This window comes from Haladaptatus sp. HS23 (genome assembly GCF_056892285.1).
Window position 1 is genome coordinate 76,928 of record NZ_JBXGLH010000005.1, and the last position, 25,845, is coordinate 102,772.

The 25,845-nt window shown below is 60.9% G+C and carries 25 protein-coding genes; 18 read left to right on the top strand and 7 right to left on the bottom strand.

All coding sequences use genetic code 11. From position 1 onward, the window contains the following. The first annotated feature begins 17 nt into the window (after nucleotides 1-17). From AC1XDK_RS15165 to AC1XDK_RS15185, 5 genes are read left to right on the top strand one after another with little or no spacing between them, the layout of a single operon-like run. Nucleotides 18-980 (top strand): ABC transporter permease, encoded by a 963-nt coding sequence (locus AC1XDK_RS15165; RefSeq protein ID WP_483351060.1) that lies wholly within the window; start codon nucleotides 18-20, stop codon nucleotides 978-980. Between the two features lie 2 nt (nucleotides 981-982). Then, entirely contained in the window at nucleotides 983-1,993 is a 1,011-nt protein-coding gene (locus tag AC1XDK_RS15170) for an ABC transporter permease (RefSeq protein WP_483350743.1), read from the top strand. Beyond that, the gene (locus AC1XDK_RS15175; RefSeq protein ID WP_483350744.1) at nucleotides 1,990-3,033 is read left to right on the top strand and encodes an ABC transporter ATP-binding protein; all 1,044 of its coding nucleotides are present in this window, start codon (nucleotides 1,990-1,992) and stop codon (nucleotides 3,031-3,033) included. Before AC1XDK_RS15170 ends, AC1XDK_RS15175 begins: the two co-directional genes overlap by 4 nt. Next, entirely contained in the window at nucleotides 3,026-4,132 is a 1,107-nt protein-coding gene (locus tag AC1XDK_RS15180) for an ABC transporter ATP-binding protein (protein WP_483350745.1), read from the top strand. Before AC1XDK_RS15175 ends, AC1XDK_RS15180 begins: the two co-directional genes overlap by 8 nt. Continuing rightward, nucleotides 4,129-4,335 (top strand): hypothetical protein, encoded by a 207-nt coding sequence (locus AC1XDK_RS15185; protein WP_483350746.1) that lies wholly within the window; start codon nucleotides 4,129-4,131, stop codon nucleotides 4,333-4,335. Before AC1XDK_RS15180 ends, AC1XDK_RS15185 begins: the two co-directional genes overlap by 4 nt. A gap of 434 nt (nucleotides 4,336-4,769) precedes the next feature. Here the strand turns inward: AC1XDK_RS15185 and AC1XDK_RS15190 are convergent, their stop codons facing one another. Continuing rightward, nucleotides 4,770-5,534 (bottom strand): IclR family transcriptional regulator, encoded by a 765-nt coding sequence (locus tag AC1XDK_RS15190; protein ID WP_483350747.1) that lies wholly within the window; start codon nucleotides 5,532-5,534, stop codon nucleotides 4,770-4,772. A 289-nt stretch (nucleotides 5,535-5,823) separates the two neighbouring features. On the opposite strand from AC1XDK_RS15190, the gene AC1XDK_RS15195 reads away from it, so the two are divergent. Beyond that, entirely contained in the window at nucleotides 5,824-7,272 is a 1,449-nt protein-coding gene (locus AC1XDK_RS15195; protein ID WP_483350748.1) for a rhamnulokinase, read from the top strand. Between the two features lie 23 nt (nucleotides 7,273-7,295). Here the strand turns inward: AC1XDK_RS15195 and AC1XDK_RS15200 are convergent, their stop codons facing one another. Beyond that, complete coding sequence (locus tag AC1XDK_RS15200) at nucleotides 7,296-8,072, bottom strand: SDR family NAD(P)-dependent oxidoreductase (RefSeq protein ID WP_483350749.1); 777 nt, start codon at nucleotides 8,070-8,072, stop codon at nucleotides 7,296-7,298. A 159-nt stretch (nucleotides 8,073-8,231) separates the two neighbouring features. Here AC1XDK_RS15200 and AC1XDK_RS15205 point away from each other — a divergent pair, with 159 nt between their 5' ends. Further along, nucleotides 8,232-9,263 (top strand): zinc-dependent alcohol dehydrogenase family protein, encoded by a 1,032-nt coding sequence (locus AC1XDK_RS15205; protein WP_483350751.1) that lies wholly within the window; start codon nucleotides 8,232-8,234, stop codon nucleotides 9,261-9,263. Nucleotides 9,264-9,266: 3 nt separating this feature from the next. Here AC1XDK_RS15205 and AC1XDK_RS15210 read toward each other — a convergent pair whose 3' ends face one another. Continuing rightward, complete coding sequence (locus AC1XDK_RS15210) at nucleotides 9,267-10,043, bottom strand: SDR family NAD(P)-dependent oxidoreductase (protein ID WP_483350752.1); 777 nt, start codon at nucleotides 10,041-10,043, stop codon at nucleotides 9,267-9,269. A gap of 93 nt (nucleotides 10,044-10,136) precedes the next feature. Between AC1XDK_RS15210 and AC1XDK_RS15215 the strand changes: the two genes are divergently transcribed. The 8 genes from AC1XDK_RS15215 (at nucleotide 10,137) to AC1XDK_RS15250 (ending at nucleotide 17,764) form a co-directional block, all read left to right on the top strand. Beyond that, nucleotides 10,137-10,292 (top strand): hypothetical protein, encoded by a 156-nt coding sequence (locus tag AC1XDK_RS15215; protein WP_483350753.1) that lies wholly within the window; start codon nucleotides 10,137-10,139, stop codon nucleotides 10,290-10,292. A gap of 63 nt (nucleotides 10,293-10,355) precedes the next feature. Continuing rightward, nucleotides 10,356-11,768, top strand: a complete 1,413-nt coding sequence (locus AC1XDK_RS15220) for an ABC transporter substrate-binding protein (RefSeq protein ID WP_483350754.1) — start codon at nucleotides 10,356-10,358, stop codon at nucleotides 11,766-11,768. Between the two features lie 47 nt (nucleotides 11,769-11,815). Further along, the gene (locus tag AC1XDK_RS15225; RefSeq protein ID WP_483350755.1) at nucleotides 11,816-12,748 is read left to right on the top strand and encodes a carbohydrate ABC transporter permease; all 933 of its coding nucleotides are present in this window, start codon (nucleotides 11,816-11,818) and stop codon (nucleotides 12,746-12,748) included. Further along, complete coding sequence (locus AC1XDK_RS15230; RefSeq protein WP_483350756.1) at nucleotides 12,748-13,578, top strand: carbohydrate ABC transporter permease; 831 nt, start codon at nucleotides 12,748-12,750, stop codon at nucleotides 13,576-13,578. Before AC1XDK_RS15225 ends, AC1XDK_RS15230 begins: the two co-directional genes overlap by 1 nt. A 78-nt stretch (nucleotides 13,579-13,656) precedes the next feature. Next, on the top strand, nucleotides 13,657-14,829 hold the full coding sequence (locus AC1XDK_RS15235) for an ABC transporter ATP-binding protein (RefSeq protein ID WP_483350757.1): 1,173 nt from the start codon (nucleotides 13,657-13,659) through the stop codon (nucleotides 14,827-14,829). Between the two features lie 3 nt (nucleotides 14,830-14,832). Next, the gene (locus tag AC1XDK_RS15240; protein WP_483350758.1) at nucleotides 14,833-15,492 is read left to right on the top strand and encodes a class II aldolase/adducin family protein; all 660 of its coding nucleotides are present in this window, start codon (nucleotides 14,833-14,835) and stop codon (nucleotides 15,490-15,492) included. 92 nt (nucleotides 15,493-15,584) lie between these two features. After that, nucleotides 15,585-16,736, top strand: coding sequence for a galactonate dehydratase (dgoD, locus tag AC1XDK_RS15245; protein ID WP_483350760.1), 1,152 nt, complete (start codon nucleotides 15,585-15,587; stop codon nucleotides 16,734-16,736). Between the two features lie 56 nt (nucleotides 16,737-16,792). Continuing rightward, nucleotides 16,793-17,764: an amidohydrolase family protein gene (locus tag AC1XDK_RS15250; RefSeq protein WP_483350761.1), complete on the top strand. Its 972-nt coding sequence runs from the start codon at nucleotides 16,793-16,795 to the stop codon at nucleotides 17,762-17,764. A 318-nt stretch (nucleotides 17,765-18,082) separates the two neighbouring features. On the opposite strand, the gene AC1XDK_RS15255 is transcribed toward AC1XDK_RS15250, so the two are convergent. Next, nucleotides 18,083-19,162: a Gfo/Idh/MocA family protein gene (locus tag AC1XDK_RS15255; RefSeq protein WP_483350763.1), complete on the bottom strand. Its 1,080-nt coding sequence runs from the start codon at nucleotides 19,160-19,162 to the stop codon at nucleotides 18,083-18,085. A 99-nt stretch (nucleotides 19,163-19,261) separates the two neighbouring features. Between AC1XDK_RS15255 and AC1XDK_RS15260 the strand changes: the two genes are divergently transcribed. Next, nucleotides 19,262-20,137 carry a sugar phosphate isomerase/epimerase family protein gene (locus tag AC1XDK_RS15260; protein WP_483350764.1) on the top strand — a complete coding sequence of 292 codons (876 nt, stop codon included), beginning with the start codon at nucleotides 19,262-19,264 and terminating at the stop codon, nucleotides 20,135-20,137. Nucleotides 20,138-20,193: 56 nt separating this feature from the next. On the opposite strand, the gene AC1XDK_RS15265 is transcribed toward AC1XDK_RS15260, so the two are convergent. Together AC1XDK_RS15265 and AC1XDK_RS15270 are read right to left on the bottom strand one after the other, a co-directional pair. Further along, on the bottom strand, nucleotides 20,194-21,075 hold the full coding sequence (locus tag AC1XDK_RS15265; RefSeq protein ID WP_483350765.1) for an EamA family transporter: 882 nt from the start codon (nucleotides 21,073-21,075) through the stop codon (nucleotides 20,194-20,196). 38 nt (nucleotides 21,076-21,113) lie between these two features. Beyond that, entirely contained in the window at nucleotides 21,114-22,247 is a 1,134-nt protein-coding gene (locus AC1XDK_RS15270) for a mandelate racemase/muconate lactonizing enzyme family protein (protein WP_483351061.1), read from the bottom strand. Between the two features lie 311 nt (nucleotides 22,248-22,558). On the opposite strand from AC1XDK_RS15270, the gene AC1XDK_RS15275 reads away from it, so the two are divergent. Continuing rightward, complete coding sequence (locus AC1XDK_RS15275) at nucleotides 22,559-23,398, top strand: NAD-dependent epimerase/dehydratase family protein (protein WP_483350766.1); 840 nt, start codon at nucleotides 22,559-22,561, stop codon at nucleotides 23,396-23,398. Between the two features lie 103 nt (nucleotides 23,399-23,501). Here AC1XDK_RS15275 and AC1XDK_RS15280 read toward each other — a convergent pair whose 3' ends face one another. Then, nucleotides 23,502-24,440 (bottom strand): dihydrodipicolinate synthase family protein, encoded by a 939-nt coding sequence (locus tag AC1XDK_RS15280; RefSeq protein ID WP_483350767.1) that lies wholly within the window; start codon nucleotides 24,438-24,440, stop codon nucleotides 23,502-23,504. Between the two features lie 128 nt (nucleotides 24,441-24,568). On the opposite strand from AC1XDK_RS15280, the gene AC1XDK_RS15285 reads away from it, so the two are divergent. After that, nucleotides 24,569-25,807 carry a mandelate racemase/muconate lactonizing enzyme family protein gene (locus AC1XDK_RS15285; RefSeq protein ID WP_483350768.1) on the top strand — a complete coding sequence of 413 codons (1,239 nt, stop codon included), beginning with the start codon at nucleotides 24,569-24,571 and terminating at the stop codon, nucleotides 25,805-25,807. Nucleotides 25,808-25,845 lie beyond the last annotated feature (38 nt).

Genomic DNA, 25,845 nt, shown 5'->3' on the forward strand with positions numbered 1-25,845 from the left:
GTGATCAAGCGATGAGCATGGGACGCTACGTCGCAAAACGCCTGCTGCTGACGATACCAGTACTGCTCGGTGTCAGCGTCGTGGTGTTCGCGCTGGTTCACCTCGCACCGGGCGGCCCCGTCCGCGTGATGCTCGGGCCGCTCCAAGACGAAAAGCTCGTCAGCCAGATTCGACACGATATGGGATTGGACCAACCGGTGTACGTTCAATACGGGCTCTGGATAGCCGATGCCATACAGGGAGACTTGGGAACGTCCTGGACCGTCCAACAGGGGGCGCCGGTGACGGACATCATCGTGGAACGACTGCCGCTGACGGTCGAACTGTCCATACTCAGCATGATAATGGCGGTACTCATCGCCATTCCCACCGGCATCATCAGCGCCGTTCGCCAGGACCGAATCGAGGACCACGCGGCACGTATCGCCGCGTTGACCGGTATCTCCATCCCCGATTTCTGGCTGGGAATCATCCTCATCATGGTGTTCGCGGTCCAGTTCTCGTTCCCCTGGGCGACGGGTGGCTGGACGCCGCCGTGGGTCGACCCGGTAGCGAACCTCCAGCAGCTGGTACTGCCCGTGATTACGCTCGGAACGGCTTACTCCGCGCTCATCGCACGGATGATGCGCTCGGAGATGCTCGACACGCTCAACCAGGATTACATCAAGACGGCGAAAGCGATGGGTATCAGCAGCCGCGAAGTGATATTGAAAGACGCCAGCAAGAACGCACTCATTCCGGTCGTCACTGTCATCGGCGTCGGTCTCGGACAGCTGATGAACGGGGCGATTCTGACGGAGACCGTGTTCAATCTGCCGGGAATCGGGAAGCTCCTGATACTCGCCATCGACCGGCGGGATTACCGCATTATTCAGGCGCTCATCCTGTTCATATCGATGGTATTCGTCTTCGCCAACCTCGCGGTCGACGTACTCTACGCCTACCTCGACCCCCGAATAAGATACGGCGGGAGGAACTAACGATGGCAACGAAAGACCACGCAGAGGCGGACGAGTTCGACGCTGGGTCGGCCCCCGGAACGCACCACTCGCAGTTCCAGATGTTCTGGAAGGAGTTCCGGCGCAACAAGCTGTCGCTGTTCGGCGGTGCGATTATCGGCACGATGCTCCTCCTCGCGCTGTTCGCACCCTACGTCGCCCCGCACGACCCGACCGCACAGTTCGAGGCGCCTGAGGGCGAGCACAACCCGATGCCGATGGGTACCGAGATGATCGTCGAAAACACGAACGGCGAGGCGGTCGGAACGATGACCGCGTACCTCGGGACGGACCATCACGGCCGCGATATCCTCTCGCGTATCCTCTACGGCTTGCGCACCCTGATGACGGTGTCGCTCGGCGTCGTCTTCTTCGCCATGCTCATCGGCGTGAGCGCGGGTGCGATTGCCGGGTACTACCGGAACACGTGGGTCGACGAAATCATCATGCGGTTCATGGACATCCTCTTTTCGTTCCCCAGCCTCATCCTCGCCATCGCGGTGTTAGGTGTGCTGGGCGTCGGGAAGACGGAGTATGCGTCGTTCGTGCTCCCGAACTTAGTGAAGATAATCATCGTCATCGGCGTCGTCTACATTCCGAGTTTCGCCCGCGTCATGCGCGGCTCCGTGCTCAAGGAGATGGAAGAAGATTACATCGACGCCGCCAAGGCGCTCGGAGCGAGCGACCGACACATCCTCATGAAGGACATCGCCGTGAACACGCTGCCGACCGTCGTCGTTCAGGGCACGTTGTACATGGGGACGGCCGTGCTAGCGAGTGCGGCACTGTCGTTTCTCGGCCTGGGCATTCAGCCCCCGAAGGCGAGTCTCGGATTGATGTTGTCGAACGCACGAGGCTACCTCTACAGCGGCGAGTGGTGGTACTCGGTGTTCCCGGGCGCGGTCATCGTGCTCACCATCCTCGGGTTCAACCTGCTCGGTGACGGGCTACGCGACGCGCTCGATCCGCGATACACGGAGGAGACGAGAGAATGAGCGACCCGATACTGTCGGTTCGCGACCTCGTCACTCGGTTCTACACGGACGAGGGAACGGTGAAAGCCGTCGACGGCTCCTCGTTCGACCTCCACGAGGGCGAAACCCTCGGCATCGTCGGCGAGAGCGGGTCCGGAAAGAGCGTTACCGCTCTCTCCGTGATGCAGCTCGTCGACGAACCCGGACGCATCGAACAGGGAAGCGTCCTCTACGGCGGCGACGACCTGTTGGACAAGAGCGAAGCTGAGATGCGCGCGATACGGGGCAACGAGATATCGATGATGTTTCAAGATCCGATGACGAGCTTGAACCCGGTGTTCACCATCGGCGAACAGATCAGCCGCGTCATCCTGCGACATCAGGACGTCTCGAAGCGAGAGGCGCGAGAGCGCACCGTCTCGCTCATGAATGACGTGGGTATTCCGGAACCCGAGGCTCGCATGGATAGCTATCCGCACCAGTTCTCGGGCGGGATGCGCCAGCGTGCGTTGCTCGCCATGGCGATCTCCTGCGAACCGGACGTACTCATCGCCGACGAACCGACAACGGCGCTCGACGTGACCATCGAAGCACAGATCTTCGAGGTGCTCGACGACCTTCAGGAGAAATACGGGATGAGCATCATCCTCATCACACACGACCTCGGCGTCGTCGCCGGGACGTGCGACCGCGTCGCGGTCGCGTACGGTGGTCGTATCGTCGAACGTGCGAGCGTGGACGACCTCTTCGAGAATCCCCGTCATCCCTACACGCGCGGGCTGATGCGTTCGCTGCCGACGCTGCGGGGAGAGATGGACCGGTTGGTCCCCGTCAAAGGCGACGTGCCGAACCTCGCCGCCCTGCCGTCGGGGTGTTCGTTCCATCCGCGATGTCCACACGCGACGGACGCGTGTCGCGAGTACGACCCGGAACTGCGGTCGGTCGAACCGAATCGCGAGGCCGCCTGTATCCACGCCCGCGGATACGGCCCGATATCGAACAAGAAGGAAACAGGCCAACGTACCGAGACTGCGGCCGATGGAGGTGTAATCGATGACTGACGACTCACTGGTGAAGGTGAGCGGACTGCGCAAGCACTTCGTTCAGAACGATGGACTGATCGACCGGCTACTGGGCGCGGAGGAGCGCATCAAGGCCGTCGACGGCGTCGACTTCGAAATCGAACGTGGCGAGACGCTCGGCCTCGTGGGCGAATCCGGGAGCGGAAAGTCCACGACGGCGCGGTCGCTCCTGCGCCTCGACGAACCGACGGCGGGGACGGTTCGCTACGACGGAACCGACCTCACCGAACTGTCAGAGGATGAGATGAAGGCGATGCGAAAGCGTATCCAGATGGTGTTTCAGGACCCCGCGTCCAGCCTCAACCGTCGAAAGACCATCTCGCAGCTACTCAAGCAGCCGATGGAGATTCACGGGCTGTACAAAGGCGAACGCGACGAGCGCGTAGACGAACTGATGGAGACGGTTGGCCTTCCGCCGCAGTTCTCCAATCGGTATCCGCACGAGTTTTCGGGCGGGCAGCGCCAGCGCGTCGGTATCGCCCGCGCGCTCGCGGTCGACCCGGAGTTCATCGTCGCCGACGAACCCGTCTCGGCACTCGACGTCTCCATTCAAGCCCAGATACTCAACTTGCTGATGGACCTTCAGGACGAGTTGGACCTGACGATTCTGTTCATCGCCCACGACCTCAGCGTCATCCGTCATTTCTGTGACCGCGTGGCGGTCATGTATCTCGGCGAAATCGTGGAGGTGGCGGACGGAACGGACCTCTTCGAGAGTCCACAACACCCGTACACGAAGTCGCTACTCCGAGCGATTCCGGAGCCGGACCCCGCCCTCGCCCGCACGCGAACGGCGTTAGAGGGGGAAGTCCCGTCACCGCTCGACCCGCCGAGCGGTTGCTCGTTCCACTCTCGCTGCCCGAACGCTACCGAGGAGTGCAAGACGACCGATCCGTCGCTGGATGCGATCCCTGGGGCGAACGACGGGCACGAAGCGGCCTGCATTCACGTCGATGAGTTCGAGTACGGAACGGGCTTCGTCGCCGAGGAAGTGGTCGTCGACGACAGGTTCAGCATCGAGGGTTTCGACCACGCCGACGAACCGGTCGCAGACGGCGGACGGCCGGATAACGAATGAAAGTCGCACTGAAGCCGATGGTTCGGCTCGCCCTCACGTTCGCTATCGTGTGGTTCTACAGCGCCTTGCTCACGCCCCTCGATGCGTGGGTTCGCTTTCCCGCCATCGTCGTACTCGCCATCCCGACGTGGCTCGTCGTGAGTCGAATGCTCTTCACGGACGACGACCGGTCGCCGTTTCAGTTCCGTCGCGACACGGAGTGACCGGGAGCCGGCCCGAATCGCCGTTGTTACACTCACACAATGAACTGTGTGCAGATTGGGTTCGGAGCGGATTCTAATTCGCTTACCGCTTGATACGATATCCGGAAGCGCTGTTCTTAAGTGGGGAGTGGTCAAAATAGGTAGTAGAGAGGTATTTAGGGCTTCGCACATATCTGACGATAGTATAGAGAAGGGGACAAAGTGACGAGGCTACGTAGGGTGCTAGCTAACCGATGGACGGCCGTCTTTTCGATGACCCATTGCATTACACCCCTACCATTGTAATTTAGATGCGGGGACGTGAGGGACGGCAGTCGCCTCAGCAGTTTCGAGGGCGATAGAGGTTGACCACCCGAGAGACGTTCCCCCGGCCGGTATCGAGAACACGAACGAACCGAAGAACTCGTCGCACCGTTTAGAATAACTAAACGATTTCAGTCGGATCGAAGTTCCAATTCTATCTGTTTCGCGGTACTCAACACCTGTCCGGTGATATCCTCCTCGAAACGCCGACCGTTGAGTACCTCGGCCCGCCCGACCACGGAGATGGCCCCCTCGCGCTCGTCCTCGTTACTGCGGACGGGAGCGGCAACGCCGTTGACTCCTTCGATTCGTTCCTCCCGACAGTAGGCGACACCGTCTCCGCGGACGCTTCGAAGTTGTGCGTCGAGGGTCTCCCGGTCGGTGATCGTTTGGGGCGTTCGCGCGGGCAACCCGTGTCGTCGAACGCATTCCTCGACCCGCTCGTCGGGCATCGAAGCGAGAATCGCCTTTCCAGCGGCGGTCGCGTGTAGCGGCAGTTGGTCGCCATCGACCGACGGCGGCGACCACGTGTCGGAACCCACTGCGTGGTAGACACGAGTCCCGCGACCCTCCTCCGCTATGAAGAGGCCGACCCATTCCCCGGTCGTCTGTGCGAGATTGTCCAGGTAGGGCTTCGCAACGCGAAACAGGTGCGACCGCTCCCGCGTCCGTTCGCCCGTCGCGAGCGCACGTAACGTGAGGTCGTATCGGCCGTCGATTTTCTTCACATATCCCAAACTGCGAAGCGTCGTCAGGTGGTTGTGGACGGTTCCCTTCGTCGTGTCCATTCTGGCGGCCACGTCGGTCACGCCGAGTGGCCCGTCGGTGGCGAGTACTTCTATGAGCGTGACCGACGTCTTGGTCGCCTTCACCGGATACCGCTTCGATTCGTCCATGGGTGGTACGTCTTCGGAGTGCTATTTATATTTGTTCACCAATGCTAAACTGAAAGTGAAAATTCATATTGAACGATGATTTATTTTCTGTCGAGGACAGTCGATCACCGACCTTCCGAACGTATTCGTGCGGAAATTCGGGTATGAACCTTCTACGACTGCGTTTTGTTCTCCTAAACATAAATGTCTTCTCCTTTTCATTTCTGTCTGGCCCAAAAATCCACACCTCGGTGAAATCAGTTCGAGAAACATTAAAAACAATGAAGGGCGTCGGTAGTGGAAGAACGGTATGAAACACGTAGCTGTAGATATCGGCGCCAACGGCGGCACGGTGTTCGTCGGGAGAATCCAACCCAACCGACTGGACGTGACCGAGATTCACCGGTTCGACAATCGACCCAGAGAGGTGGGCGGCCGGTACGTTTGGGAGCTATCGAGGCTGCTCGACGGCATCGAAACCGGCCTCTCGTTGGCTGCCGAAGCGCTCGACGGAATCGATACGGTCGGAATCGACACGTGGGGACTCGATTTCGGACTCCTCCGCGACGGCGAACCGATGGGTGACCCGTACTCCTACCGCGACCCGGCGGTGAGCGAAACGCGCGATGCTATCATCGATACCGTCGGAAAGCGGTCGATATTCGACGCCACCGGACTCAACCATTGGAACACCCCGAACACGCTCTGGCAGTACCACGCGCTCGCCGAAAACGAACCGGACCGTCTCGACGACGCGGACCGCCTGCTGATGATGCCGCAGTTGCTGACGTACCTCCTCGGCGGCGACGCCATCACGGAAGTCACCGTCGCCTCGACGACACAGATGTTGGACCCCGAGCGACGGACGTGGAACACCGACCTCCTCGACGACCTCTCGCTCCCGACCGAACCGCTTCCGCCGCTCCGGGAACCTGGAAGCACGGCCGGAACGGTGTCGGCGGAGTATCTCTCGTCGGAACCGGAATTGGTCCTCCCGGCGAGCCACGACACGGCGGCGGCCGTCGCCGGAATGCCGCTCTCGGACGGGGCGGCGTTCCTCAGCACCGGGTCGTGGTTCATCCTCGGACTCGTCGCTTCGCAGCCGAACCGTTCCGAGGCGGCCTACGAGGCCGGACTCTCCAACGAACTGGGTTTCGACGGCACCGTCCGTCTGCTGAAGAACGTGAACGGGTTCTTCCTGCTCGAAGAGTGTCGGTGGGCGTGGGAGGAACGCGACGAGTCGGCGCCCTACGAGGAGTTGATAGCTGCCGCCCGCGGCGTACCCGCAAGGAAAACCATCGTTGACCCGGACGCGGAGACGTTTAGCATCGACGGCGAGATGCCGGAGCGGATAGCCGACTACAGTCGGGAGACGGAGCAGGCGATTCCGGAAACGAAGGGCGAAACCGTCCGCTGCCTTCTCGATAGCCTCGCGGTGAAAACGGCGCTCGTGCTCGACGAAATCGCGTCCGTGACCGGTCGAAATCCGTCCACGCTCCACGTCGGCGGCGGCGGCGTTCGAAACGAACTGTTCTGCCAAACCCTCGCGGACGCGACCGGGAGAGTGGTCCGTGCGGGACCGACGGAGGCCACGGCGACCGGGAACCTCCTGACGCAAGCGGTCGCCGCCGGGTCGCTTCCCGACCTCGAAACGGGCCGCGAACTCGTCGAAGCGACGGCCGAGATTCGCACGTACGAACCGACGGCCGACGGGTGGGACGATGCGAAGGCGACGATGCGCGAACTGGCGTCCCGGTGAACCAACGGCGGTCCTACTCCGCTTCAGCGCGAGGTGTAGCCGCCGTCGACGCGGACGATTTCTCCCGTCGTGTAGGCGGACGCCTCGGACGAGAGATAGACGACGATTCCGCGGAGGTCGTCCGGTCGTCCGAGTCGTCCCATCGGCGTGTTTTCAACCCACGTCCGCTCCATCTCGGGGTCGGCTTCGAGTACTTCCTCGACGAGGTCGGTCCGCATGTACCCCGGCGCGATGGCGTTGACGCGAACGCCGCGGTCGGCCCACTCGACGGCCATCGACTTCGTCACCATCAGCACGCCCGCCTTCGACGCGTTGTATCCGACCTGCGGTTGCGGAACGTTGACGTTGTAAGCCGACATCGAGGCGATGTTGACGATGCGTCCCTCGCCCCGGTCGAGCATTCGACGACCGACGTGTTTCGCACAGAGGAACACGCCCGAGAGGTTCACGTCGAGCGTCCGCTGCCACGTCTCGTACTCCATCTCCTCGGCCGGAGCGTTTGCGGCGATGCCTGCGTTGTTTATCAACACGTCTATCGGTCCGAGGCGGTCCGTGACCGTTTCGACCATCGCCTCGACCGCCGCTTCGTCCGTCACGTCCACTTCGACGGCGGTGGTATCGACGCCGGTTTCCGCGAGTTCCGAGGCCGTCGCTTCCGCCGTTTCGATGTCGACGTCGACTATCGCCACGTCGGCACCCGCCTCCGCGAGTGCGTCCGCCATCTCCTTCCCGAGTCCGCGGGCCGCTCCCGTCACGATGGCGGTCTCTCCGTCAAGTGCAAATCGGTCTAGTACACCCATCTGTTCCGAATACTGCTCGTTCATACATAGTAAATATTTCGCAGTTTTGGCGGAGACAATATGTGGGGTGAACGCGACCGGAACCCGAACATCCATGCAGCGGCGCTATCGGGGGAGAAGATTTAACCGCCAGTCCCGAGATACCAGTCATATCCGCCTATGAAAGCAGCAGTACTGACGGATACCGGTTCCGTCGCCATCGAAGACCGAGAGAAACCGAATCCGGGAGCGGACGACGTACTCGTCCGAGTGAACGCCTGTGGCGTCTGTATGACCGATTATCACATGTATCACGGGACGTTTCCCGTCGATTTCCCGACGATTCCGGGACACGAGAGCGCCGGGGAAGTCGTCGCCGTCGGCGACGAAGTGTCGGACGTCGACGTCGGTGACAGGGTCGCCATCAACCCCTCCATTCCCTGCAATCGGTGCCAGGCGTGCGTGAACGGAAACGAAAACCTCTGTGAAAACTTCACCTCCATCGGCGGCGCTGCCGACACCATCATCGACGGTGCGTTCGCCGAATACGTCCGTGCGCCCGCGGGGTACGTCGAATCCATCGGGGACGTGCCGTATCGGACGGCCGCGTTCGCCGAACCCCTCGCCTGCTGCATTCACGCCGTCGACCAAGTGTCCCTCGAATCCGGCGACACGGTCGTCATCGTCGGCGCGGGACCCATCGGCCTGCTCCTCGCCCAGACCTTCCGCGCGAGCGGCGCGGGAACGGTCGTCGTCTCGGAACCCGTCGACGAACGGCGCGAATTGGCATTCGAAACCGGTGCCGACACCGTCGTCGACCCCATCGAAACCGACTTGAAGTCCGAACTCGACGACCTCGTCGACCGGGTGGACATCGCCGTCGAAGCCGTCGGTCTGCCGGAGACCATCGAGACGGCCATGTCGTTGCCGTCCGCGGGCGGAACGACGCTCGTCTTCGGCGTCCCGCCGCAGGGAACGACCGTCGAAATCGACCCGTTCGACGTCTACTACGACGAACTCGAACTCGTCGGGACGTTCTCGCTCACGCCGAACGATTTCGCCCGCGCCGTCACGTTCCTTCGAAACGGACGAATCGACGTCGACCCGCTCGTCACAGACGAATACGACCTCGACGGGCTTTCCGACGCGTTCACGCAGATGGAGGACAAGGAGGGGTTGAAGAAAATGATCTACCCGAACGATGACCGATAAGGCTCAGCGACTGTCCAACCGCCAACTGTCGATGGGGACCTGCCCGCCGTCGACGCGCAGTTCGTGGCCGTTGATGTAGTCGCTGGCGGGCGACGCGAGGAACGTCGTCGCCTGCGCGACGTCTTCAGGGTCGGCGAACCGCCCGAGCGGGTTGTTGTCGAGTATCTGTTTCCGGACGGCGTCGCTGAACTCCTCCGTCATCCGGGTGTTCACCCACCCCGGCGCGACGGCGTTGACGCGGACGCCCTCCCGGCCGAGTTCGAGCGCGAGGCTCTTCGTCAACCCGAGCAGGCTGAACTTCCCGACGTCGTAGGCGGGCGACATCCCGACGCCGTTCTTCGTGTGAATCGACGTGACGTTGACTATCTTCCCGTATCCACGCTCGACCATCCCGTCCACGACCGCTCTGATGCAGTTCAACGACCCGTTGAGGTGGACGTCGATGTTCAACTCGAACGTGTCGTCGTACGCCTCGTCGAGGAACGGTCCGGCGTCGCCGACGCCCGCGTTGTTCACGAGGATATCTATCGGTACGAGACGCTCCGCGGCCGTCTCCACCATCGCTTCGACTTCCGCTCTGTCCGTCACGTCCGCGCCGATGCCGACACACTCGACGCCCAGGTCACGAATCTCGTCGGCGGTTTCCTCGGCGACATCCTGGTCCACGTCGTTGACGACGACGTCGGCACCGTTGGTTGCAAATCGCTTCGCCGTCTCTTTACCCATACCGCGGCCCGCGCCGGTGACGAGCGCGGTCCGCTCGGACAAGTCACAGTCCATGTCGGGAGTGACCGGGTTGAGCCATATATTTGTTTCGTGTACTTGAGAAGAAATAGCGACTCCAATCGATTGTAGTAAGGGCAATGCTTAATTATGAGTAATGGAATTATTCTCGTGGATAACTGTCGACGGAAACCGGTATCGAAGCCATCGACATCCCGCTGGATGGTTCGGGCGGTATCGACGGCGGCGTCGAACGCGCACGCGGTCGATGCGACAAACCGGGCCGAACGCACGGCGGGGCAGTGACCAGCACTAAACACGGACCAATGAACACGAGCAACCGAATTACAGCAACGGAGCCGACCAACGATGACGACGGATAGGACGCGCCGCGACTTCCTCGCGGTCGCCGGAACGAGCGCGGCAGTCGGCCTCAGCGGCTGTACGCGAGGGGGAGAGGCCTCGTCGGGAAGCGATACGAAGACGGTGGACCCGACGAGCGGGAACGCGAAGATAGACCTCTCCGAGTACACCGGCGCGAACATCGAGTGGAAGCAACACGAGGGGACGACCATCAACGTCGGAGCCGTCCAACACGCGTGGATAGACAGCATCCGCCCGCTCGTCCCGCTGTTCGAGGAGCTGACGGGTATAAACGTGGTGTGGAACATCCTCCCGGAACAGCAGTTCCGGACGAAGCGTCTGACCGACGTGAGCACCGGGGCCGGGAAGTTCGACGTCTTCTTCATGGACCAGGTCGTCAACCAGTTCCGCGAGGCGGGGTGGCTCCAGTTCCTCGACCCGTACTTCGAACGCGACGACCTCTTCGACGAGAAGTGGTATCGGCCGAACGACCTCCTCGGCGTCTGCCGCGAGGCGTGCCACGGGGCCGGTCGGACGAAGCACTGGACGGGCATGCCCATAACCGTCGAAGTTCACACCATGTTCTACCGGAAGGACCTCTACGAGAAACACGGCCTGTCGGTGCCGAAGACGACCGACCAGTTCCTCCACAACGCGAAGGTCATTCAGGAGGAAGAAGACGGCATGTCGGGACTCGTCAACCGCGGGCAGAAGGGGTACGGCATGAACGTCTACACGATGGACGCGTGGATTCGGGAGTACGGCGGGAGCCTCTGGAAGCAGTACCCGGACGAGTCCGGCCTCGACACCCACGTGGCGAAGCGGGCGTGTAGGTACTACGTCGATGCGTTGCAGAAGTACGGCCCGCCGTCCATCGGGACCATGACGTGGTCGGAGGTGGTCGCGGCCATACAAGGCGGCAACGCCGCGCACGTGATGAACGACGCGAACCTCTTCTGGGGAAGTTTCGCCGACTCCTCCCCCGACGGGGGCGAAATCGGCGTCGCCAAGATGGTGACCCCGACGACGAAGAAAAGCAAGTTCGCGCCGGGCGCGTTCACGTGGCAACTGTCGACTTCGAAGGCCGCACGAAACCCCGAAGCGGCGTTCCTGTTCATGCTGTGGGCGACGTCGAAGCCGACCCAACGGTGGATGTCGATTCAGCGGAACGCATCGTTCCCGACGCGCCAGTCCATCTGGTCGAAGAAAGCGTACAAGGAAAAATACGGAAAGAAGTTCAGCCGCGTGTCGCTGGAGTCGCTGAGTAGCGCGGTGACGGAACCGTACGACGCGATGTACCCCGTCTGGGCACAGAAGTACTCCATCCAGCTTCAGAAGGCCATCACCGGCGGCAAATCCGTCGAATCGGCCCTCTCGAAGTCCGCACAACAGGCCGAACTGATCGTCCAGCAGGATTGACCCATGAAACGAAACCACCCCAAATCGACGGACCATACCACCGAACCATGAGCATCGACACCCAAACACGAACGGAGCAAGGAACGCAAGACGAGGGTCGGTCACTCTGGAACGAGTACCTCCCGGTGTGGCTCTCCACGCCGATGGTACTCGTCGTCCTCCTCATCACGGTGTTTCCCGGAATCTACGACCTGTACCTCAGCCTCGTCAACTACAACTACGTCAACCCGGAGCGAATCGGCACGTTCGCCGGACTGCACAACTTCAGGGTCATCTTCACCGACCCCGTCGTGTGGAAGTCCATCACGGTGACCGCCATATTCGTGACGTGTGCGCTGCTCCTCGAACTGGTCCTCGGGTTCGCGCTCGCCGCGCTGTTGACGAACGTGAAAAACAGGTGGGCGCGGACGTTCTACCGTATCGTGTTCATCCTGCCGATGGCCGTGGCCCCGGTCAGTCTGGCCATGATAGGCCGGATAATGCTCGACCCGCAGTTGGGCATCATCGCGTACACGATTTCGACGTACACGCCGTTCGCCGCCCCGAACTTCCTCACGGACGTCCCGCTGCTCACGGTCATCCTGATGGACACGTGGAACTGGACGCCGTTCATGTTCATCATCCTCTACGCCGGACTGTCGTCCGTGCCCGATGAGTTGATAGAGGCGGCCCGTATCGACGGAGCGCCGACGTGGCGAACCTACGTCCACGTCGTCATCCCGTACATGAAGCCGGTCATCTTCGTGGCGTTCCTCATCCGCCTCATCGACCTGTTCCGGACGTTCGGGACGGTGTACGGCCTGACGCGGGGCGGCCCCGGAAACGCGACGAAGCTCATCAGCATCCAGATCTTCCAGACCGGGTTCACGTACATCGACATCGGCGCGGCGAGCGCGCTCGCAATCGTGTATCTCGTCGTCGTCCTCATCATCTGTAACGTCCTGATTCGGGTCGTCGGCTTCGAGGGGGTGTTGGAGTGATGGCGGTTTCGGAACGCGCGAAAGCCGTCGGCCGTCACGCCGTGCTCCTCGCGTGGACGTTCGTCTGCCTCGCACCGCTCGGGTGGCTCGCGTTCATGTCGCTCAAGCCGCCGGGGAAGGCGCTCGAACTGCCGCCGAAGTGGGTGTTCCTGCCGACGGTGTACAATTACCTCGAACTGGCGAACGACCCGTCGTTCGTCACCGCGTTCACCAACAGCGTCGTCAGCGTCACCGCCTCGGTCCTCATCGTGTTGGCCATCGGGATTCCGGGGGCGTACGTCCTCTCGCGGTACGACGTGCCGAAGAAACCCGACGTCCTCATCTGGATACTGTCGTCGCGGATGCTGCCGCCCATCGCTGTCGTCATCCCGTTCTTCGTGATATTCCGGACGTTCAATCTCTACGACACCATCATCGGGTTGGTGTTCATGTACGTGACCATCAACGTGGCGTTGGTCGTCTGGGTGATGAAGGCGTTCTTCGACGGCATTCCGCAGTCGTTGGAGGAGGCCGCGATGGTCGACGGCGCGACGCGCTCGCAGGCGTTCCGGAAGGTCGTGTTGCCGTCGGCGCTCCCCGGCGTCATCTCCGTCGCCATCATCAGCTTCATCTTCGCGTGGATAGAGCTGTTGTTCTCGCTCATCCTCACGAACAACCGGGCGACGACGCTCTCGCTCGCGGTGTACAGCTTCATCGGTTCTCGAAACATCGAGTGGTCGATGCTGGCGGCCGCGTCGATGACGATGATCCTCCCGGTGCTGTTGCTCCTCGTCGTCGCCAACCGGTATCTCGCCTCCGGGCTGAGCTTCGGTGCCGTGCTAAAAGAGTAGCGAGGTAGTTTCATCAAATCGTTTATTTTCCGATATCGACGTGAAGGTTTATTTGTGAAGAACGACGATACTACTCCGATGGCCGGAATCACTATCGACAGCGTCGTCAAACGGTTCGGAGACGGACAGGGCGGGATAGTCGCCGTGGACGACGTCGACATCGACATCGGGGACGGCGAGTTCGTCGTCCTCGTCGGGCCGTCCGGGAGCGGGAAATCGACGCTGCTTCGGATGGTCTCGGGGCTGGAACAGCAATCCGAGGGAGACATCTGGATTCGGGACGAATTGGTGAACGGGAAATCGCCGCGCGAGCGGGACATCGCCATGGTGTTCCAGAACTACGCGCTCTACCCGAACATGACCGTCCGGGAGAACATGAGCTTCGGGCTCAAGATGTCGACGGACCTCTCGGGCGACGAAATCGAAGAACGCGTGGAACGCGTCGCGGAGACGATGGGCATCGAACGTCTGCTGGACAACAGCCCGTCCCAGATGTCCGGCGGTCAACGCCAACGCGTCGCGCTCGGCCGGGCCATCGTCCGTGACCCCAACGCGTTCCTCATGGACGAACCGTTATCCAACCTCGACGCGAAGCTACGGACTACCATGCGAACCGAAATCAACCGTCTGCAGTCCGAACTCGACGTGACGACCCTCTACGTCACCCACGACCAGACGGAGGCGATGACGATGGGCGACCGCCTCGTCGTCCTCGACGGCGGCGAACTCCAACAGGTCGGAACGCCGCTCGAATGCTTCTACAAGCCGGCGAACCGCTTCGTCGCGGGGTTCATCGGGTCGCCCTCGATGGACTTCTTCGAGGCCGAACGGGACGGGTCCACGCTCCGTTCGGACGGGTTCGACTACGAACTGTCCGACGAACTGGCGACGTCCGCGGACCGGTACGACCGTGTGACCATCGGGGTTCGGCCGGAGGACGTCGAGGTCACAAAGGAACCGGAAGGCCGCAACCAGTTCCGCTGTACCGTCGACGTAGTGGAGCCGATGGGAAGCATCCGATATCTCTACCTGAAACCGGTCGAACAGTCACACGACGAGACGTTCGTCGTCGAAATCGACGGCCAGCGGCCGGTGAAGGAGGGCGACGAACTGTACGTCGATATCCCCGAGCGGACGGTACACCTCTTCGACACGGAGACCGGTGACGCCGTTCGCCATCGGACTCTCACCGCGGAGGCCGAAGCCGAACTGGCGGACCGAATGGCCGACGTCGGAGTCGCCTCGGAGTGAATCATGTCCGAAGAGAAAGACCAATACCACGACGAACGCAGCGCCATCCGCGACTACGGCATCGAACTCATCGAGCGCGGATTGACCGAAGGAACCGGCGGCAACCTGAGCGTCAGGCTCGACGACAAGCACATTGCGATCAGTCCTTCGGGCGTCCCTTACAGCGACATTGACGTCTGGGACGTCCCGGTGGTGGACTTCGACGGGAACGTCCTCACCGGAGACCGTGAGCCGTCGACGGAACTACCGATGCACCTCTCGGTGTACGAAGAGCGCGACGATGTCGGCGGCATCGTTCACACGCACTCGCCGTACGCGACGGCCTTCGCGGCGCTCGGCGAGCCGATTCCGGCGTCGCACTACCTCGTCGCCTTTGCGGGAACGGAGGTTCCCGTCGCTGAGTACCGAACCCACGCCACACCCGAACTTGGTGCGGCGGCGACCGAAGCGCTCGGCGACGAGTTCAAGGCGACGCTGCTGAAGAACCACGGGGTTCTAACCGCCTCGGACTCCCTCGCGAGCGCCTTCGACGTGGCACAGATGGTCGAGTACTGCGCCCGCATTCACCATCTCGCCTCGACGGTCGGAACGCCCGATATCCTCCCCGACGAGGAGATTCGCCGGGTACAGGGCAAGTTGGAGAGTTACGGAACGAGCGAGTGAGGTGGGTTCCGACCGCCACTTCCGAACCCGTTTGATTCGTCCGGTTCAGCGATGCGCACAACGGTCAAGTGGCTCCGCTGTGAGTGTCGCGTATGCACATCGTCGACTACGAACTGTTCGAAGTGCCGCCCCGGTGGCTTCTCCTCCGGGTGGAAACCTCGGACGGAACGGTCGGCTGGGGTGAGCCGATAGTTCAAGGACGCATCAAAGCGGTTCGCGGGGCCGTCGAGGAGTTGATGGCGACGTACCTCGTCGGCGAGGACCCGCTCCCCATCGAGAAGCATTGGGAGACCATGTACCGCGGCGGATTCTTCCGCGGCGGCCCGATTCTGATGAGTGCCATCGCGGGAATCGACATGGCGCTGTGGGACATCAAAGGGAAACAGTATGGGGCACCCGTCCACGCGCTCCTCGGTGGGCCGGTCCGAGACAGGTTGCGGATTCACCAATGGATCGGCGGGGAGACGCCCGAGGACATCGCCGTCTCGGCCCGCGAGATGGTAGACGCTGGCTACTCGGCGCTGAAGCTCAACGCGACCGCCGAGTTTCGCATGTTGGCGTCGCCCGCTTCGGTCGACGCCGTCGAAGCCCGTTTCGAGGCGGTGAGAAGCGCCGTCGGTGACGATATCGACATCGGAGTCGACTTTCACGGGCGAGTGTCGTTCCCGATGGCGAAGCGTGTCGTCAGCACGTTGGACGAATACGACCCGATGTACTTCGAACAGCCGGTTCCCCCGGAGCAGAACGACCGACTTCGGGAGGTCGCCATGCACACGCCGGTGCCGGTATCGACGGGGGAGCGACTGTACTCGCGGTGGGAGTTCGAATCGTCCCTCATCGACGGGGTCGCCGGCGTCTTCCACCCGGACGTCACGCACGTCGGCGGAATCACCGAGATGCGGAAAGTGGCTACGATGGCCGAAACGCACGACGTGGCGCTCGTTCCCCACTGTCCCGTCGGTCCCATCGCCCTCGCCGCGGCCGTTCAGGTCGGGTTCTGTTCGCGGAACGTCGTGGTGCAGGAACAGAGTTTGAACCTCCACGACGTGGATAAGAGCGGCGGGGTGGCTCTCCTCGACGACCCGACCGTGTTCGGGTTCTCGGACGGGTACATCGCCGCGCCGGAGGCTCCGGGCCTCGGCATCACCATCGACGAGGAACGGGTACGGGAACGCGCGGAACACGACGTCATGTGGCACAATCCCGTCTGGCACCACGACGACGGCAGTTTAGCCGAGTGGTGACTCGCCCCTGAACGCCGACGGCCCGCGTTTAACACGGCGGAGGACGTACGGAGGATATGAAAATCATCGGCGTGGAGGAACACTTCGTCTCGGACGGCTTCGTCGAGAAGGGTGCGGGGAGCGACCCCGGCGAAGGTGGAGAGGGAGATTCGTCGCCGACCGACCGGCTCCGCGACCTCGGTGAAGGGCGATTGGCGGCGATGGACGAGGGAGGGATGGACGTTCAGGTCATCTCGCACACGCAGTTGGGGTCCGCGGAGATGACGACGGAGGAGTGGGTCGAACTCGCGGAAGCGGCCAATGACGAACTCGCGGACGCCGTCGCCGCCCACCCCGACCGTTTCGTCGGGTTCGCCACGCTACCGATGGCCGACCCCGACGCAGCGGTCTCCGAACTCGAACGGGCCGTCACGGAACACGGGTTCGTCGGGGCGGTCGTCAACGGAACCACCGACGGGCGGTTTCTCGACCATCCCGGCTACGACTCGCTACTCGAACGGGCCGCACGACTCGGCGTTCCCCTCTACATCCATCCCGGCTATCCTCCGCAGAGCGTCGACGCTGCGTACTACGAGGGGTTCGACTCGGACATCGACTTTTCGCTCGCCACGACGAGTTGGGGGTGGCACGCCGAAACGGGACTCCACGCGTTACGGCTGATCGCTTCGGGAGCGTTCGACCGCCACCCGGGATTGAACGTCGTTCTCGGGCACATGGGCGAGATGATTCCGTTCATGCTCGACCGAATCGACGACTGGCTCACACCGGTGGTGGACGTGGACCACGATGTGTCCCACTACTTCCGCGAACACTTCTGGTTCACTACGAGCGGGATGTTCAGCCGACCGCCGCTCGCGATGGCGATTCGGGCCGTCGGCATCGACCACGTCATGTTCGCCGTGGATTACCCGTACAGTTCCATCGACGACGGCCGCCGGTTGCTCGAATGCACGGGACTCGCCCCCGCGGATGTGGAAAAACTGGCACACCGGAACGCCGAACGGCTCCTCGGGTTGAACGGAGAATGAATCGAAAGAGAATTTGACAATTGTCCACTAATTTCTAAACCCGGTATCTGAGAATTATTCAGGATTAACACAGAATAAGCCCAAAAAAGACTATTAAAAGGAATATTTCACAAGTATCTGATGTTATGTACTTATTTATTTTCTATCCAAATTTTTAAATTTTATATTTATTGTACCATTTTATGGGCAGAGTTATTTGTCGGTCAGCGACGTAAAAGCTGCTGTGACGCCACTCTCCAGAACTAGTGCCGGAAAAAGTCGAAAGGCAATTTCTATCACGTGGAGGATGCAGCCCAAGCATCGCTCGGAACCGGGCGTTTATGTGAGACGAACGGGTTTCCCCTGGTCGGCCGAGGCGTAGATAGCCTCGATGACTTCGACGGCTTTGCGTGCTTCCCGTCCGTCGAGCATGAAGGGCGCATCGTTCGTCAGTGCGTCGAGATAGGCCTCGATATTCCGTCGGTGATACTCGTAGTCGATGGACATCGGATCCGCCGCACCGCCACCGCTGGTGGTCTCGGTGAATTCCTTTCGAACCGCCGAGTCGTTCGGTTGCTCCTCACGGAACTCCCACGTCACGAGCTCGTCTTCGAGGAGCTCCGCGGTCCCTCCACGACCCCCGAGTTGGACGCGCTTGAGCGACCCCGGATACATCGAGGTGGTGCCGAACAGTTGGCCGAGCGTCCCGTTCCGAAACCGAAGGACGGTGACAGCGGTGTCTTCGACCTCCATTTGGTCGTCGTCGTGCGCGAGCCTACCCGTGTACGCAAACACCTCAGCGACCGGGTTTTCGTCCTCAGCGAGATTCATGGTCGCACCGGTGAGCCACTGAACGACATCGACGCTATGAATCGACTGGTTCATTATCGCGCCGCCACCGTCGAGTTCCTCGGTTCCCTGCCACGCCCCCTCGTAATAGTCGTCCGGACGCCACCACGGCACGTATGCATTTGCGACCGCGAGCCGACCGAATCGGCCCGACGCGGCAGCGTCGTACATCGTCTCGACCACGGGGTTGTACCGCTGTGGGAAGACGCCACCGAGTCGAACACCCGCCGTCTCGCAAGCCTCGATCATCTCGTCGATGCGCTCGGTCGTTATTTCGAGCGGTTTCTCACAGAGGACGTGAACGCCGCGATTCGCCGCGGCGAGCGTCGGTTCGAGGTGGGCACCGCTCGGCGTGCAGACAACGAGGACGTCGGGGGTCATCTCGTCCAACATCGTCCCAGTGTCCGCGTAATGGTTACAACCGTACTCGTCCGCGAACTCGTCACCCTTCTCGACCGTCCGGCAGGATCCCCCAACGAGTTCGGCGTTCGGCAGGTCGTCTATCGATTCCGCGTGCATCTCCGCCACCGCTCCGATACCGGCGATGGCGATACGGAAGTTCTCCGTCATTCGATTCGAGATGTCTCACGGCCGCCGCAAAAGGATACCGGTCAGTTCACCGGCGTCGAAACTGTTAACACCGTTACGGCCGTCATGGAAACCGACATAATGGCATCAGACACCACACAAAAACCAACGGCCAGCGACGGCAGTAGCTTCGTTCTCTCCGGATTCGCGGACGAAATCGATCCCGACTTGGAAACACAACTCGACGTCCTCGAAACACTCGATATCGACTACTTCGATCTCCGAGGGGTCGACGATACCAACGTCCTCGACTTGGACGACGCCTTCCTCGAACGCATTCGGGACGCGATAAACGAACGCGGCATCGCCATCTCCTCCGTCGGGTCACCCATCGGAAAAATCGGTATCAAGGAGGATTTCGGACCCCACAAGGAACGCTTCGAACGCGCCATCGAGATTGCAAACTTCTTCGACGTCGAGTACGTTCGTCTCTTCTCCTACTACATCCCGGAGGGTGACGACCCGGCGGACCACCGCGATGAAGTCATGCGACGGATGCGCTGGAAAGCCGGGCGCGCGGAGGAGGAGGGTGTAACGCTCATCCACGAGAACGAGAAGGACATCTACGGCGATACAGCCGAACGATGCCGTGACGTCCTTACGACGGTGGACTCCCCGAATCTCCGCGCCGCGTTCGATCCCGCGAATTTCGTCGAAATCGGGGTCGAGGCATATCCGTACGCGTTCGCACTGCTGGCCGAGTACGTCGAGTATCTCCACGTCAAGGACGCCGAGATGGGCGAGCGGGGAGAGATACAGCCCGCCGGTGAAGGAGACGGGCGGTTCGACGACTTGATTCGTGTCCTCGACGCACGCGGATTCGACGGATTCGCCTCGCTCGAACCCCACCTCCAGTACGCGGGCGAAAGTATGGGGCTGAGCGGCCGCGAAGGATTTCGGACCGCGGCCGATGCGTTTCGTTCAGTTCTCACAGAGGCGGGTGTGGGCTACGAATAGGAGACGACCGTTCGAGTTCCACCAGACACGTTTCGAGCGATACGACGACGGAGGGATCAAATCGCGATGAACGCAACCCCGGACACGGCGATAACGGCCGCGACGAGACGGATTCGGAGATTCTCTTCGTTCAGGACGACTCCGCCTAACAACACGGCGACGATCGCCTGTATACTGAGGATCGGTGATGCGATGCTCGCCGGAATCCGTGTGAAAGCGAGCGCTATGAAGTGTTCCCCTACAATCAGAATCGCCCCCGAGAAGACGAGTTTCGGAAGCGACCCGGTGAACTCGGAACGCCAATCACGAACCGCTAGCGGTGACAGGAGGACTGCTGTCCCGCCGAGTTTGAGGACGACCCACGTCGTCCTCGGAAACGCCAACTCCTGAAGGACGACCCGCTGTGCGACGTTCAAAATTGCCAAGGCGAACGCGCTCAGGAGTGCCAACTGGGCAGGCCGATACGTCGTCGCCTTCAACACGGGTGTCGCTAGATTATTACCCTGATAGTTCGCTACATACACCGCCAGCGTGGCCAGTCCCACGCCGAGGATTTGAATGGCCGTCAACCGCTCGTCGAGGAGGACGATCTCGAACGGGAGCACGAACACGGGCGTGATTTTGCTGATCGGCGCGACGTACGACACCTGCCCGATGGTGATCGAGTGAAACAGGAGGAGCAGACCGACAGCCAAGAACGTGATGGCGCCGAATACGAACAACCAATCGGTCCCGGAATATCGTGCGGGGAGCGTAACCGGCGACCCGTTCACTACCGCGACGAGCGCGTACCAGCCCGCCGCCGCCGCGAAGGTGATCGTCATGAAAACGGTGGACGGTACCCGATCGAACTGATATTTGTTGAGAAAGAGGAAGTATCCCCAAACGACGGCCCCGATGACCGCGTACACCATCCCGCTATCGAGGGCTGCATCCATGGTCGATGATGGGATTCAAAGCACGTGTGAGTACCGGTTCAGTCCAGCCGATACCGTTCGACGGCGTCCTCGTCCACCGTGATTCCGAGTCCGGGTTCCTGTGGCACCTCCAACACGGCTCCCGTGGGGTCGATTCTGTCGACCAACAGGTCGTCCCGAAGTGGGTTCTCGCTACGGTCGAACTCGAAGAGGAGCGGCTCCGGAACGTGATCGGGGTGTGGATACTCCGGAACGCTCGCGGCGAACTGTATCGCCGCCGCCAACCCGATGCTGCTGTTCCACACGTGGGGACGAACTGCCACGTTTTCCGTCGTCGCCATATCGGCGATACGGCGCGCTTCGGAAAGACCGCCGCACCGACCCAAATTCGGTTGGACGATGTCGACGGTTCGGTCGTCGATGAGTCGTTTGAACTCGAATCGGTTGAAGTGCGCCTCGCCCGCCGCAATCGGAACGTCCACCAGGTCTCGAACCTGCCGATATCCCGAATGGTTCTCCGGTGGAACCGGCTCTTCGACCCAGGCGATGTCGAACTTCGAGAGTTTCTCCATTGACCGAGCGACCTGCTTTGGTCGATAGTTCCCGTTGAAATCGACCATCAAGGATGCGTCGTCGCCGAGTATCTCACGGGCCGTTCGGACGCGTTCGACGTCGTCTTCGAACCCGCGACCGATCTTGATCTTCGCCGCGGTGAACCCCTCCTCGACCGCTCGCTCTATCGGTTCGGCGGGGTCCTGATCCCATTCGGTGACGTACATCGTCGACGCGTACGGAGTAATCGAAGTCGTCCGCGTCCCGCCCAACATTCGATGCACGGGTCGGTTTACGCTCTTTCCGATGAGGTCCCACATCGCAACGTCGATACCGCTGAGTGCACATTGGACGATGGCACTCCCGCCGAAGTGATACCCTTCAACGTAGGACCGTTCCGCGAGCGATTCGACGTCGAATGGGTCCATTCCGACGATATTGTCCGCGAACAGTTCGTCTATCAAAGTCGCCGTCGTCCGTGCCGGAGCGAACGCTTCACCCCAGCCGACGGATCCGTCGTCCGTCGTCAGTTTGACGAGCGTCGTCGATCGAGTGGTGTGAATCCCACGCGCACTCCCGACGCCGCGACCTTCGTCGAGCGAGTGTGCGAGTGGAATCGCTTCTATTTCGGTGATTTCCATGTTGGTTTCTTCCATAGTGTTCGAACCAGTGTCCGGTGTGCTGGCGTCGCTAGCTGTGACGGGTGATCGACGACGAAATCCAGTTTACGGACCAGTCCCGTAGAAGGCATTCCTGCTGACTGTCATCGATCCTTCCGACCATAATTTATGTTCCGTTCCGACCTACGGTTGGACATCCCTTGGGTGCCACATATGTGTTTCGGGAACAGCGACTCTACGCTCGACGACGAGAGCTGTCCGAACGAGCAAACCACCCACAGACACCGTTCGGAGGCACAGGTTTATGATACGGCCCCTTGTTTTCCCATTCGATGAACGTTCTTTTAACGGGCACCTATGGCCGTTGTGGAACCGCGCTCATCGACCATCTCCACGACCGTTCCGGGTACGAGTTCACGTACCTGAATCGATCGGACCGTCCCGACGATCATCCGTACGGAGGCTTCGACACGGTGGTCGCTGACGTATCGGAGTACGAGGCGATTCAACCCGCCTTCGAGGATCAGGAGGCGGTCGTTCATCTCGCCGCCTATCCGTACGTGGATGGAACGTGGGAGGACGTTTTCGAACCGAACGTACTCGGAATGCTCAACGCGCTGGAGGCTGCCCGCGAGGCGGAAGTCGAAACGTTCGTTTTCGGTTCGACGAATCACGTGGTCGGGATGTACGAGCAGGAAAATTCGCCCGAGATTTATCGTCGCGATAACGACATCGTACTGGATCACACCGTTCCCGTGCGTCCGGATTCGTTTTACGGCACGACCAAGAGTTTCGGCGAAAATCTCGGTCGGTACTACGTCGAGAACTACGACTATCCGAAACGGTTCTACGCGCTGCGGATCTGTAGCGTCCGGAGTGAAGCGTCCGACCATCCGTACGGCGACGCCGAAAACGGAGTCAAAGAAGGGGAGTACGAACGAGGCAGCCCGGAATACGAGGAGCAAGTCGCGCGGATGAAGGCGATGTGGCAGTCCCGACGGGACTTCGCCCATCAAGTCGACTGCTGTCTCGTGGACGACGATATCGAATTCGACGTGTTCTACGGCGTCAGCGACAACTACAGACGCTGGTTCGATCTGGAACACGCGCGGTCGAAGATCGGCTATCGACCGCAGGACGACGGTGAGGAGTGGAACTCGCCGCCGGAATGAACCCTACGGGATTCGGGTCGTGTAATCTCCCCGCTCCGAGATGGGAAAATCGACGCCGAATCTTCGATTCACGTGCGTCGCTCAGTACCAAGCCCGAGCGGATTCACCCGATCAATCGCTCGATGTCGTCGTCCAGTTGTCGGTACAGGTCCTCGGCCCGACGTTCCTCCTCCGCCGAAAGCGGGACGATCGGCTCACGAACCTGCCCACCGTTGAGACCGGCGAGGTCGAGTCCCTTCTTCACCGCCGGGACGCTGATCGCTCCGGGTAGGGAATTGTTCTGGCCAGTTTCCCCGCGGAAGTTCTGATAGGGTAAACAAATGTTCCGGAGCTGTCGGGCGTATTCCCAGTCCCCGGCCGAGAGTGCATCGAAAAGTTCGAGACCTACTTCCGGGCGGAAGTTACTGACGCCGGCGGAAAAGCCCTCGATACCCTCGTTCCAGTACGAGATCGAAAACGGCTCTGCGAGTCCGTCGACCCAGACCGTTTCGTCGTCCCCAACGGCGACGGCAGCCCCGAGTTTTACCGGGTCTTCGAGTGCGTATTTTATGCCGGCGATACCTTCGAGCCTGCTCATATCGCGGAGAAATTCGACCGACGGGTCGAACCCACGAACGTACGGTACGAGCGGTGTCTCGGTGACCGACGTGAGCTTTCGATAGTACCGGAGTAATCCCTGTTCGTGAACGTACGTATGGTCGGGGGGCATGATCATCATGGCATCAACACCGACGTCGTCGTAGTCCCGGATGAGTCGTCGTGCATCTATCGTGTTTCCCCCAACTCCGGCGAGTATGCAGGCGTCAGAAGGGAGTGCGTTGGTGTTCGTTTCGGCTATGTGTACCCTCTCTTCGTGTGTCAGTGAGTGGTATTCGCTTATATTTGCCGTCGAGAGAAACGTTCGAATCCCGTCCTCGTATATCGTTCGAGCGTTTTCTTCCATCTTCGCGTGATCGACCTCCAATTCGTCGTCAAACGGCGTCAATAAGCCAACTGCTACGCCTCGAAGGCGCTCCCTCACCGTATCGTCTGACAAAGACATAGTTGAGAATTCATCCCATAGGATATAAGCCCTACTATCATTTTGATTTCACCATCGATGACAGAACGATGTGACCTGTTGCCGGTATCGAGCTAGTAGTTTAAGTCCCCGTCACCGATGGTAGGAATATGAACATCGTCGATGTTCGCGGGTACGCACTGTCGTCGCCGATCGATCCGCCTCAAACGCGCCGTTTTCACGCCGGGAGACGTCGACTTCTGAAACGGGACGTCGTCCTCGCCGTCGTCGAGACGGCGGACGGAACCCGTGGGTTTGCACCTGCGGGTGCGAGCAGTTCCGCGATGCGAGAGTACTTCGACGGCGCGTCGCAGGCCACCTTTGCTGACGTTATCAACGGACCCGTCGCTGACGAGTTCGAAGGGAAAACGATCGATGAAATCGAACAGGCTCACTCCATCGTCACTGCGATGGACCTCCCCGAGCATCTCCGTAGTCAAGTCCGATCCGTGATCGACGTGTCGCTGTACGACTTGCTCGGGAAGGAGGTCGGGGCGCCGATTTACGAACTGCTTTGCGAGCGTCACGGGACGACATCGACCCCGGAACTCCCGTTGTATGCGAGCGCGGGTATGTACATGGAACCGGAGGACTACGTACAACAGGCGAAACTCCTCGATGATGAGGGTTTCTTTGGATACAAGTACCGTCCCGGTATTGGCCCGGAAGATGACCGCCGAATCGTCGAACGTCTCGCCGAAACGGTGGAATTGGAGATCATGGTCGATGCACACACATGGTGGAAGATGGGCGGTCGGTCGTACGGACGGGAGACCGTTCTATCGCTGGTCGAACACGCCGCCGAACACGACGTGTACTGGGTCGAGGAACCGGTGGAACCGGACGACCACGACGGATATCGCACTCTAAACGGCGACGGCGTTCCGCTCGCTGGCGGGGAGAGCGAGGAGTCCGCGACGGGGTTACTCGAACTCGGACGCACCGGTGCAGTCGACTTCCTCCAAGGAGACGTGCGCCATCACGGAGGATTTTCGGGATGTTGGGAGGCTGTAGAGTTCTGTATCGACCGACCCGTCACGTTCGTCCCACATAACTTCGGGACGTGGCTCGGGTTGATCGCAAACGCACACCTCACTGCGGCCGCACCACGAGCGGAGTTGCTGGAATATCCCGTCTTCGAGAACGACCCCGTACTCGATTCGTCCGATGACCCGGGGATGTATCCGTTCGATCTGGCGTTCGATATCGTCGATGGAACGCCGAGCATCGACGCCGGCGTTTTGACGGTTCCGAACGGACCGGGGCTAGGTATCGAAGTGAACATGGATGTCATCGAGGACTACCCGTTCGTCGAGGGTGCGTGGACCGAATTTCAGTACGACGAATAGGCACCAACCATCGAACTACCTCGCGTCGATTTGTTGGA

Excerpts from the sequence above, each read along its gene's own strand:
- AC1XDK_RS15235 (WP_483350757.1), top strand. The coding sequence starts at position 13,657 with ATGGCCGGAATCACTATCGACAGCGTCGTCAAACGGTTCGGAGACGGA.
- AC1XDK_RS15205 (WP_483350751.1), top strand. The coding sequence starts at position 8,232 with ATGAAAGCAGCAGTACTGACGGATACCGGTTCCGTCGCCATCGAAGAC.
- AC1XDK_RS15180 (WP_483350745.1), top strand. The coding sequence starts at position 3,026 with ATGACTGACGACTCACTGGTGAAGGTGAGCGGACTGCGCAAGCACTTC.
- AC1XDK_RS15225 (WP_483350755.1), top strand. The coding sequence starts at position 11,816 with ATGAGCATCGACACCCAAACACGAACGGAGCAAGGAACGCAAGACGAG.
- AC1XDK_RS15260 (WP_483350764.1), top strand. The coding sequence starts at position 19,262 with ATGGCATCAGACACCACACAAAAACCAACGGCCAGCGACGGCAGTAGC.
- dgoD (WP_483350760.1), top strand. The coding sequence starts at position 15,585 with ATGCACATCGTCGACTACGAACTGTTCGAAGTGCCGCCCCGGTGGCTT.
- AC1XDK_RS15215 (WP_483350753.1), top strand. The coding sequence starts at position 10,137 with ATGAGTAATGGAATTATTCTCGTGGATAACTGTCGACGGAAACCGGTA.
- AC1XDK_RS15255 (WP_483350763.1), bottom strand. The coding sequence starts at position 19,162 with ATGACGGAGAACTTCCGTATCGCCATCGCCGGTATCGGAGCGGTGGCG.
- AC1XDK_RS15285 (WP_483350768.1), top strand. The coding sequence starts at position 24,569 with ATGAACATCGTCGATGTTCGCGGGTACGCACTGTCGTCGCCGATCGAT.
- AC1XDK_RS15270 (WP_483351061.1), bottom strand. The coding sequence starts at position 22,247 with ATGGAAATCACCGAAATAGAAGCGATTCCACTCGCACACTCGCTCGAC.
- AC1XDK_RS15190 (WP_483350747.1), bottom strand. The coding sequence starts at position 5,534 with ATGGACGAATCGAAGCGGTATCCGGTGAAGGCGACCAAGACGTCGGTC.
- AC1XDK_RS15170 (WP_483350743.1), top strand. The coding sequence starts at position 983 with ATGGCAACGAAAGACCACGCAGAGGCGGACGAGTTCGACGCTGGGTCG.
- AC1XDK_RS15230 (WP_483350756.1), top strand. The coding sequence starts at position 12,748 with ATGGCGGTTTCGGAACGCGCGAAAGCCGTCGGCCGTCACGCCGTGCTC.
- AC1XDK_RS15275 (WP_483350766.1), top strand. The coding sequence starts at position 22,559 with ATGAACGTTCTTTTAACGGGCACCTATGGCCGTTGTGGAACCGCGCTC.
- AC1XDK_RS15240 (WP_483350758.1), top strand. The coding sequence starts at position 14,833 with ATGTCCGAAGAGAAAGACCAATACCACGACGAACGCAGCGCCATCCGC.
- AC1XDK_RS15200 (WP_483350749.1), bottom strand. The coding sequence starts at position 8,072 with ATGGGTGTACTAGACCGATTTGCACTTGACGGAGAGACCGCCATCGTG.
- AC1XDK_RS15175 (WP_483350744.1), top strand. The coding sequence starts at position 1,990 with ATGAGCGACCCGATACTGTCGGTTCGCGACCTCGTCACTCGGTTCTAC.
- AC1XDK_RS15165 (WP_483351060.1), top strand. The coding sequence starts at position 18 with ATGGGACGCTACGTCGCAAAACGCCTGCTGCTGACGATACCAGTACTG.
- AC1XDK_RS15195 (WP_483350748.1), top strand. The coding sequence starts at position 5,824 with ATGAAACACGTAGCTGTAGATATCGGCGCCAACGGCGGCACGGTGTTC.
- AC1XDK_RS15280 (WP_483350767.1), bottom strand. The coding sequence starts at position 24,440 with ATGTCTTTGTCAGACGATACGGTGAGGGAGCGCCTTCGAGGCGTAGCA.
- AC1XDK_RS15210 (WP_483350752.1), bottom strand. The coding sequence starts at position 10,043 with ATGGACTGTGACTTGTCCGAGCGGACCGCGCTCGTCACCGGCGCGGGC.
- AC1XDK_RS15185 (WP_483350746.1), top strand. The coding sequence starts at position 4,129 with ATGAAAGTCGCACTGAAGCCGATGGTTCGGCTCGCCCTCACGTTCGCT.
- AC1XDK_RS15250 (WP_483350761.1), top strand. The coding sequence starts at position 16,793 with ATGAAAATCATCGGCGTGGAGGAACACTTCGTCTCGGACGGCTTCGTC.
- AC1XDK_RS15265 (WP_483350765.1), bottom strand. The coding sequence starts at position 21,075 with ATGGATGCAGCCCTCGATAGCGGGATGGTGTACGCGGTCATCGGGGCC.
- AC1XDK_RS15220 (WP_483350754.1), top strand. The coding sequence starts at position 10,356 with ATGACGACGGATAGGACGCGCCGCGACTTCCTCGCGGTCGCCGGAACG.